Genomic DNA, 9,999 nt, shown 5'->3' on the forward strand with positions numbered 1-9,999 from the left:
ATGATGTCTACGTTAAAAGATAACAGCCAGGCAGCGGTTCATAATCGCGGTCAGTTTCTGCTTAATATCGCCAATAAACTTGGTAGAAGCGCTCCGTTAACGCAAGTTACAAGGCCTTTACTTCGTCACTCTTGCCACCAAGAGGTGATGAAAGGGTTGAGTACCGAACAGTTAAAGCAAGTATTGCAAGAGTATGCGCGCACCTCGTTAGGGGCTGAAGTGATTGAGACGACAAAGAGCCAGCTTCAAGCGGTGTTGGGTGAAATCTGTCAACGTGCTTACACCGCCGAACAAGATACCAAGAGAGTCGATACGATTTTCTCAGCATCTCCCGCTTTATTGGAACTTGTCACACCATCGGAGCTCGCGAATGCACAGCATCAAGTGCATGTTTGGGATAACGCCTTAGGGTATGAAGCGAATATCACCATTGCGGAGCGCGCTAAGATTGGTGTCGTAATGGCGGAACAAGCACTCGCTGAGTCAGGAACTGTGGTGCTTTATAGCGATCCGAAACAAGGTCGATCAATTAGCTTATTGCCAGAAAGTTCTGTCTTTGTGATTGTCAAAAGTACGTTGTTACCTCGCTTAACTCAGGCGACGATGGCACTGCACAATAAAGCTCAAAGGGGTGAACGTATTCCTTCATGCGTTAACTTTATCTCAGGGCCAAGCTCTACTGCTGATATTGAGCTGATCAAAGTGGTGGGTGTGCATGGCCCTGTCTCGGCGACTTACATTATCGTTGACGATATGTAATTAGAATTCAATTTGCTCTATGGGAACAGGGCATCAAGGCACATCTCATGTGGGTGTGCCTTTCTTCTATTAATGGCTCGTCTCTTATTGGGTGAACCGTTATAATCCTTTCATACTCTTGCTCTTTAGAGGATCTCCTATGCCGCAAGTTGATGATCTTATTCTGTTTACGCAAGTCGTTGAGCACGGCTCTTTCAGTAAAGCTGCGGAGCATAACAACTCCACTAAATCGATGATCAGCAAAAGAGTGAGCAAGCTTGAAAGTGATCTTGGTACGCAACTGCTTTATCGCACCACTCGTAAACTGACGTTAACAGAGGCAGGAGAGGTGCTTTATCATCGCTCTAAAGATATCTACTCCACAGCCAATGCCGCGTTTAAGTCGATAACGGGTTACAACGAATCTTTAGCGGGTCATATTCGAATGTCGGTGCCAACTATTTCTGGAGAGTTGCTACTGGCTGAGTCTATCTCCGAGTTTTGCAATAATAATCCTGGCCTAACCGTTGATATGTCGATGGATAACCACTTCGTTGACTTGATTGAAGATAACTATGATTTAGTGATTCGTACTGGCTATTTAGAGGATTCAAGTCTCATCGCGCGTTTCATATTTAACTCTCGCTGGATGATTTGTGCCTCTCCAAAGTACCTTGAAAAACACGGTGAGCCGAAAACGCCAAAAGCCCTTCAAAGGCATAATTGCTTGGGCTATACCCATGAAACAGGCGGCACCTTTAACTGGCAATTTAAATGCAACAGTGACAATTATACTTTGAAAGTGTCGGGAAATTTCTCTTCTGACAATGCCGCAGCACTGCGTAAAAGTGCGATAGCTGGCAATGGTCTCGCTTACTTACCGACATGTTTGGTCTATCAAGATCTTCAACAAGGAAAACTGGTTGAGGTGCTTTCAGAGCACACCAGTAAAGTGGTCGGCATTTATGCGGTTTATCCATACACTCGCAATCCAGCGAAACGAATCCAAGCATTGATTGAGCACATCAGAGAAAGCTATTTGTCGATTCAAGAGTGTTTTTAAACGGGCGAATTCGTTTGGCTGCTATGCCTGTCAGATAGAGCACATTCAGCTCTTAATGTGGCCTGCAATGAGGATGAATTAAAAGAGGTAGCTTTACAAATGTCTGTTTATGCCGGATTTCCTGCAGCATTAAATGGTATGTTCGCTTTTAAAGAAGTTCTTGAAGAAAAGAGCGAGCGTATAAATTTACTCGATTAGACAAGCAATACCCATTACCATAGTGCTAAATTCATTAGCTAGTAATTACTTATGTCTCTACCTCCTTGCCCAAACTGTAACTCAGAATACGTTTATCCAGACCAAGACCACCTTGTTTGCCCAGAGTGCGCTCACGAATGGAACCCGACTCAGGTAGCAGAAGAAGACGTCGTAAACGTGAAAGATGCCAACGGCACTTTGCTGCAGGAAGGTGATAAGGTCACGTTAGCGAAAGACTTAAAAGTAAAAGGCAGTTCGCTGGTACTTAAGATCGGCACCAAAGCAGTGATTCGTTGTATTAAAGACGGCAAAGATCATCAACTAGATTGTAAAGTCGATGGTGCTGGTGAAATGATGGTAACTGCGCAGTTTGTGAAAAAAGCGTAATTTAGGTAGTACTAGGTCAACAGACCTTAAACGTTTTCTATTAAAACCTCGGCTTATATACCGAGGTTTTTCTTTTTAGTTTCATTCTTTTTAATTCTCCGTCGGAAAATCACTTAGCTGATTTGTATCAGCTATTTTCATATCTATTCTATTTCTCTTACCTACATAAAGGTGCATGAGTAAAAATGGATACGAAAGAGTATGCGCCGGAGTATACAAGTAAAGAAAAACTGGTAAGGGTTATGAGCGTCGGTGTTCTCGGCGCCGGAGTGTTTGGATTATATAAATTCATAGCTAAACCCTACCTAGAGGGTATTGCTTCAGATCCAGAATGTTACGAGATAATGGGAATGTCAGGGGTAGAGTTTGTATGGAACCTAATATTCTTTGGGTACCCATTTCTAATGTTCGTATTAACTGTTGTTTTGATGCTGCCTTTGGGGATTCGTGGTTTTATCGAGGGACAGTTCCCACCGAGAGGTGTCAAAGTATATAAGCCAACCGTTATTCGACGAGGAGCGCTGGGAGTGTTTTTCTCTGCCGTTCATATTGTTCTACCAGCTTCTGCTTTTGGCGTAACAGTTTGGGGGCATTTCCAAATAGATATAATGATGGCCTTGCACTCATCTCAGCAGAGTGCAGTGTGTACGCAATCATACAAGCTGTGATCTTACTTCCTAAAAATCTACATATTAAATTCAATTATTTGTTGAATTTGAATTATTCATCGTAAAGATAAAAATAATTATAATATGTTGCACGGTATCTGGAATTACTCGCTCTATACCTCTGGTATAATCGGATGCAATTTAAACAATAACAAAGGGCATCTTTTTATGTTCAACAACATGTCTATTAAGCAGAAGATAGTGCTTCCTCTTACTTTAATGATTGCATTATTAACTATCAGCTCTGTTTTAAATGTTCTGACGATGTGGAAGCAGGCAGAACTTACCGATACGCTCAATGAACAAATCATTCCAAACTTATTTACTATTGAGGATGCCTACCGCGATCTTTATCAAGCGACTTCGGCAATTCAAGGTTTAGCTCTCGCAGAAACTCAAGCTGAGATTGACCACCACCTGTTCGAATATAAAGACAACGCGTATAAAGCCCTTCCGCGCATGAAAAAGTCGCTGGAGTTAACCCAAGCGGGTTTGTTACCAGCAAATCAAGCTAACGAAACCCATCAGCTAGTGAGTTTGGGCGAAAAATGGCTCAATAGCTATGAAGAGATGATTAACTCACCACAATCTCAATGGTCGAGTTTTTACATGGAGCACAAAGGCCAATTCGACAAGCAGTTCGTTGCGGTTCGTAAACAGCTTAACGTAGTGAAAGATGCGATAGAAGCTGAGCAGAAGTCACTTAATGCTCAGATTCGTGCGGCATCGACTCGCGCGGAATTAATTTTGGGTGCTGGCATTGCAATCGTTATTCTTGCAGCTCTGGGAATGGTCATTGTGTTGCTTCGTACTGTAATGAAACCAATCAACGATATTAAAGAGGCAATGACAGAAATTGCATCTGGTAATGGTGATTTGAGTCAGCGCATTAACATGAATGCGAAAGATGAGATTGGGCAGTTGGCTGGTGCTTTCAATGAGTTCGTTTCCAAGATCCAAACAACGGTGTCTCAAGTTATCGAGAGTACGAACACGCTACGTAACGAAATGTCGCACCTGAATGAGCTGACTGCGACCATTGCTGATTCTACCTCTCATCAGCAAAAAGACAGCGAAGCCGTAGCGGCTGCTGTCCATGAGATGCAGGTTACAAGCCGTAATGTAAGTGATAGTGCGACAGAGGCAGCGATGGCTAGCCAAACTGCTAACGAAGAACTCACCAACACCAATATTACTTTGGATAAGACCGTTCAATCGATTCGTTTACTTGCAACAGATATTGAAAGTGCAAGTGAGGTTATCAATACACTGGATAACGACGTAAGCAACATTGCTTCAGTGTTGGATGTGATTCGCGGTATTGCAGAGCAGACGAACTTACTAGCATTGAATGCGGCGATTGAGGCAGCTCGTGCAGGTGAGCAAGGTCGTGGTTTTGCGGTAGTAGCGGATGAGGTTCGATCACTGGCTAGCCGCACTCAACAAAGTACTGGAGAAATTCAATCTATGATTGAGAAGCTTCAGTCTGGCGCCAAGCAGGCAGTAGAAGTTATGCAAGGCAGTCAACTAAGCAGCGAAGAAACCATTAGCTCTGCCGGACATGCAAGTGATTCACTGGCTGAAATCCTAAACGCGATTGCGCGAATGAACGAGATGAATACCCACATCGCGACTGCAGCTAGCCAACAAAGTACCGTGAGCGATGACGTAAACAGAAACGTGCAAGGTATAGCAGACAGCAGCACTTCGATTGTAGATGTTGTGAATCAAGCGCAGCAATCACTGTCTATGCTATCTGAACAAACGCTACAACTAGATAAACAAGTGAGTCAGTTCCGAGTTTAATTTACTGCTGTCAGTATTCTAATTTTTGAGCCCGCCTTGTGCGGGCTTTATTTTTGGTCATCCCCATTTCTTTGTTACGAATTCTCTTATTTTGTCCACTCTTTTTCCTTGTTTTTATTGAGAAAAAACTCACTTTGATTGCTCACAGAAAATTTGTTTTTCCAATAAAAAATCACCTAAATTGAGAGTTCAATAACAGCTTTAAAACAAACATTTTTGTCTATCGTAAAGAGCGGTAAATTTTGTTGTATGTACAACATTGAGTAATTATCATCCCGACTAATATTTGCTGGCTTCAAATAAAGCCAGATTTTTTAGTTAGGAAGAGAGAATTTTCATGACACGTAGAACCACGCTATCGCTTTTGATTGCGTCGAGCCTTTTATTGGCGGGATGTGAGCAAAGCCAAGAGGGACAAGCACAAGGTGGTCCAGCGCCAACTCCTGAAGTCACCGTGATGACGGTAGCACCGACTTATCAGGCATTAACGGTAGAATTACCAGGTCGTAGCCGAGCGTTTAAAGAAGCAGAAGTTCGTCCGCAGGTAACAGGCATTATTTCAGAGCGCAATTTCGTTGAGGGTGGTGTGGTCGAAAAAGGTCAGTCGCTTTACCAGATCGATGACTCTACATTCCAAGCTGATTTATTAAGTGCTGAAGCGGAACTTATTCGCGCGCAAGCGTCGGAAGAATCGACGTACTCAACCGTTCGTCGTTACCGTGCGTTGATCACTAAGAAGTCTATCAGTCAGCAAGATCTTGACGAGGCAGAAGCGGCTTACAAAGAAGCGAAAGCGCAAGTGTTGGTAGCAAAAGCGAAGATCAACACAGCGAAGATCAATCTGTCTTACGCACAAGTAAAAGCGCCAATCAGTGGTGTGATCAGCAAGTCAAACGTGACGGCGGGTGCACTTGTTACTGCGAACCAAGCAGCGACGCTGACGACTATCCAACAGCTAGACCCAATCAATGTTGATATCGTGCAATCTTCTGCGCAGCTACTCCGTTTGAAAGCAGCGATGTCACAAGGTCACTTGCAAAAAGACGAATCAGCTCAGGTAACACTAACGCTTGAAGACGGGTCGACTTACGCACACAAAGGTACGATGAAGTTTACCGAAGTGAACGTAGATGAAAGTACTGGCAGCGTAACGCTACGTGCAGAATTCGCGAATCCAGATGGTTTGTTGCTACCGGGTATGTTCGTGCGTGCAACGGTAACAGTAGGTGTGGATCCTGTGGCGATTCTTATCCCGCAAAACACAGTTACGCGTGACGCGACGGGTAAAGCATCGGTTATGACTGTAGGTGCGGACAATAAAGTGACGATTACTCCGGTAACGACAGCTGAATCTATCGATAACCAGTGGCGTATCACTGAAGGCTTAAAAGCGGGTGACAAAGTTATTACGACGGGGCTTCAAATGGTTCGACCTGGTAGTCCAGTAACCATTCAATCAGGTGAGCAGGCATAATCATGGCACGATTCTTTATCGATCGTCCGGTGTTTGCTTGGGTTCTTGCGATTCTGACTATGTTGGCGGGCGTAATGTCCTTGTTCAACTTGCCGGTTTCTCAATACCCAACGATTTCACCGACCACGATCTCTATCAGTGCTCGTTACCCTGGTGCTTCTGCGAAAACCGTAGAAGACTCTGTGACTCAGGTTATCGAGCAAAACATGACCGGTCTGGACTACCTGCGCTACCTAAACTCAAGCAGTGATGCGTTTGGTAACGCAACCATCACGCTGACGTTTGATAGCGAAGCTGATCCAGATATCGCGCAAGTTCAGGTGCAGAACAAGCTGCAATTGGCGATGACATCACTTCCGATGGAAGTACAAAGCCAAGGTATCGTTGTAAACAAATCTAACACCTCATTCTTGATGGTTGTGGCGGTTTATTCAGAAGACCCGGACTTTACGGAAAATGACATCGGTGACTTTGTTGTTACCAATATTCAAGATCCGATCAGCCGTGTAACGGGCGTAGGTCAAGTGCAAGCGTTTGGTTCTCAATACGCAATGCGTGTTTGGCTAGACCCATTCAAATTGACTCAGTTCAACCTTACTGCAATCGACGTTGCGAACGCTATTCGTGAGCAGAACGCGCAGGTTTCTTCTGGCCAGTTGGGTGCTGCACCTGCACAAAAAGGTCAGTTGCTTAACGCGACGATCTCTTCAGCAAGCCGTTTAACCAGCGTGGCTGAATTTAGAAACATCATTCTGAAATCAGAAGCGAACGGCTCGAACGTTTATCTGAAAGACGTAGCGCGTGTTGAGCGCGGCGCAGAAAGCTACGACATCAAAGGTCAGTACAACGGCTTTCCGGCAGCTGGTCTTGGTATCTCTCTAGGTACTGGTGCGAACGCGTTAGAAACGGCAGAAGCAGTAAAAGAACGTCTTGGTCAGTTAAGTGCGACTTTCCCAGATGGTTTGAAGATCGCTTACCCGTTTGAGACAACGCCATTCGTTGATGCGTCGATCAAAGAAGTAATCAAGACACTGCTTGAAGCGATCGTGTTGGTATTCTTGATCATGTACCTGTTCTTGCAGAACTTCCGTGCGACTATCATTCCAACAATTGCGGTTCCGGTGGTATTGCTGGGTACGTTCGCGATCCTTTACGCGACCGGCTTTAGTGTTAACACCTTAACCATGTTTGCGATGGTTCTGGCAATCGGCTTGCTGGTGGACGATGCGATCGTTGTGGTAGAGAACGTGGAACGTGTGATGCACGAAGACGGTCTCGATCCAAAAGAAGCGACTAAGAAGTCGATGGGGCAGATCACTGGCGCGCTAGTGGGTGTTGGTTTGACGCTGTCTGCGGTATTCGTACCGATGGCATTCATGTCTGGCTCAACTGGTGTTATCTACCGTCAGTTCTCTATCACCATCGTAGCGGCGATGACGCTATCGGTATTGGTGGCGATCATTCTTACTCCGGCACTTTGTGCGAGCTTACTGAAAAAAGGCGACGCGGAATTTTCGGATAAGAAAGGCTTCTTCGGCTGGTTCAACCGCAAGTTTGATGCGGCAACGGCGGGTTACGAAGCGGGCGTAGCGAAAATGCTAAAACGCACGGGTCGTATGCTATTGGTGTTTGTTGCAATGAGTGCGGGTGCAGGTTGGCTATTCATGAACCTACCAACGTCGTTCCTACCGGATGAAGACCAAGGTACCGTATTCTCAATGGCAATCTTGCCACCGAACTCGACTCAAGAGCAGACTGAAAAGACGCTAGAAAAAGTTCGTGATTACTTCTTAGAAGAAGAAAAGGACAACGTTAAATCTGTCTTCTCTGTAGCGGGCTTCAGCTTCGCGGGTCAAGGTCAGAACATGGGTATGGCGTTTATCGGTCTGAAAGATTGGTCAGAACGTGAAGCCCCGGGTTCGGATGCGGCTTCGCTAACAGGTCGAGCGATGGGTTATTTCTCAACGATTAAAGAAGCAATGGTGTTTGCATTTGCGCCACCAGCGATTCAAGAGTTGGGTAACGCGACTGGTTTCGATTTCTACCTACAAGACTCAACCGGTAACGGTCACGAAGCGCTTGTAGCGGCTCAATACCAAATCCTGGGTATGGCAGCACAGAACCCGAAACTAGTGGGCGTGCGTCCAAACGGCCAAGCTGATGCGCCGATGTACCAAGTAAACATCGACCACGTCAAACTGCGTGCGCTGGATGTGAGCATCAATGATGTAAACCAAATCCTATCTTCAGCATGGGGTGGCGCGTACATCAACGACTACATCGATCGTGGACGCGTGAAGAAAGTGCTGGTGCAGAGTGATTCTGAATATCGTATGCAGCCGAAAGACTTCGACTCATGGTACGTGCGTAACTCACAAGGTGAAATGGTGCCATTCTCGGCATTCGCAACGGGTGAGTGGACTTATGGCTCTCCGCTATTGCAACGCTTTAACGGTCTACCTGCGATGAACATCCAAGGTGGTGCGGCTCCGGGCGTAAGTACCGGTGAAGCTATGGCAGAAATCGAAGCATGGTAGAAAAACTGCCTCCTGGCTTTACGGTGAACTGGAACGGCATTTCTTACGAGGAACGTCTGTCTGGTAACCAAGCGCCAATGCTTTACGCGCTATCGATTTTGGTTGTCTTCCTTGTACTAGCAGCACTTTATGAGAGCTGGTCAGTACCATTCGCGGTTGTGCTTGTAGTGCCTCTCGGTGTGCTAGGTGCGGTACTTGCGGTCATGACTCGCGGTATGGATAACGACGTATTCTTCCAAGTAAGCTTGTTGACCACTGTTGGTCTGGCAACGAAGAACGCGATTCTTATCGTCGAATTTGCGAAGGAATACTACGAGAAAGGCGCGGGCTTGATTGAAGCAACCTTGCACGCGGTACGTGTTCGTCTTCGCCCTATCATCATGACTTCGCTTGCGTTTGGTCTTGGCGTAGTTCCGCTAGCGATCAGTGCGGGTGTAGGCTCTGCGGGTCAGAACGCGGTAGGTACAGGTGTACTTGGCGGTATGGTAAGTGCGACCCTGCTTGGTATCTTCTTCGTGCCTGTGTTCTTCGTTGTGGTTGAGCGTTTGTTCGACCGCCGCGCAAGAAAAGAGGCTCAAAAAGAGCAAGTGGAATCTACTTCACAACCAACGGCAAGCCAAGAGTAGGACTTAGCGCTAAAGACTAAGTTATACTATTGCTAATAAGTACAGAAAAGGGCGCTTCGGCGTCCTTTATTTTTGGATTCAATTGGATAGTTTGCGTTTGAAGTGAAATATTGAGCCAAGAGCGTGTGGCAATTAGATTCCTGATCTCGCCTAGGCTCGTCGGAATGACGGGGTGTTGTTCTCTCGGTTATGTTTCTCGTCATTCTGAACAGCGAGGGACGAGCATGATTCAGAATCTGCTCACCGAGTGCTGTGACTTGATGTGAAATATTGAGTGAGAGCGTGTGGCCGTTAGATTCCTGATCTCGTTTAGGCTCGTCGGAATGACGGGGTGTTGCTCTCTCGGTTATGTTTCTCGTCATTCTGAACAGCGAGGGACGAGTGTGATTCAGAATCTGCTCACCGAGTGCTGTGGCTTGATGAGAAATATTGAGCCAAGAGCGTGCGGCAATTAGATTCCTGATCTCGCCTAGGCTCGTCGGAATGACGGGGTGTTGTCTCT

Annotated in this window: 7 protein-coding genes and 2 pseudogenes; 8 read left to right on the forward strand and 1 reads right to left on the reverse strand. The window is 45.9% G+C overall.

The window, feature by feature from the left end:
- Nucleotides 1-3: 3 nt before the first annotated feature.
- From B853_RS05330 to B853_RS05365, 8 genes and pseudogenes are all read left to right on the forward strand, one after another.
- Nucleotides 4-759 carry a LutC/YkgG family protein gene (locus tag B853_RS05330; RefSeq protein WP_038885439.1) on the forward strand — a complete coding sequence of 252 codons (756 nt, stop codon included), beginning with the start codon at nt 4-6 and terminating at the stop codon, nt 757-759.
- A gap of 139 nt (nt 760-898) precedes the next feature.
- On the forward strand, nt 899-1,801 hold the full coding sequence (locus B853_RS05335; protein WP_038885440.1) for a LysR family transcriptional regulator: 903 nt from the start codon (nt 899-901) through the stop codon (nt 1,799-1,801).
- Nucleotides 1,802-1,843: 42 nt separating this feature from the next.
- A pseudogene (locus tag B853_RS05340) lies at nt 1,844-1,999 on the forward strand (carboxymuconolactone decarboxylase family protein); the annotation flags it as partial.
- A 51-nt stretch (nt 2,000-2,050) separates the two neighbouring features.
- Nucleotides 2,051-2,386 (forward strand): zinc ribbon domain-containing protein YjdM, encoded by a 336-nt coding sequence (locus B853_RS05345; RefSeq protein ID WP_038885441.1) that lies wholly within the window; start codon nt 2,051-2,053, stop codon nt 2,384-2,386.
- A 185-nt stretch (nt 2,387-2,571) separates the two neighbouring features.
- Complete coding sequence (locus B853_RS05350) at nt 2,572-3,054, forward strand: hypothetical protein (RefSeq protein WP_038885442.1); 483 nt, start codon at nt 2,572-2,574, stop codon at nt 3,052-3,054.
- A gap of 168 nt (nt 3,055-3,222) precedes the next feature.
- Nucleotides 3,223-4,860, forward strand: coding sequence for a methyl-accepting chemotaxis protein (locus tag B853_RS05355; protein WP_038885106.1), 1,638 nt, complete (start codon nt 3,223-3,225; stop codon nt 4,858-4,860).
- A 337-nt stretch (nt 4,861-5,197) separates the two neighbouring features.
- On the forward strand, nt 5,198-6,334 hold the full coding sequence (locus tag B853_RS05360) for an efflux RND transporter periplasmic adaptor subunit (RefSeq protein ID WP_038885104.1): 1,137 nt from the start codon (nt 5,198-5,200) through the stop codon (nt 6,332-6,334).
- 2 nt (nt 6,335-6,336) lie between these two features.
- Nucleotides 6,337-9,497, forward strand: a pseudogene (locus tag B853_RS05365) (efflux RND transporter permease subunit).
- A 32-nt stretch (nt 9,498-9,529) separates the two neighbouring features.
- Here B853_RS05365 and B853_RS26165 read toward each other — a convergent pair.
- Nucleotides 9,530-9,999, reverse strand: a 470-nt coding sequence (locus tag B853_RS26165) for a hypothetical protein (RefSeq protein WP_211285368.1), incomplete at its 5' end; no start/stop codon positions are given.

The organism is Vibrio rotiferianus CAIM 577 = LMG 21460 (assembly GCF_002741985.1).
Lineage (GTDB): Bacteria > Pseudomonadota > Gammaproteobacteria > Enterobacterales > Vibrionaceae > Vibrio > Vibrio rotiferianus.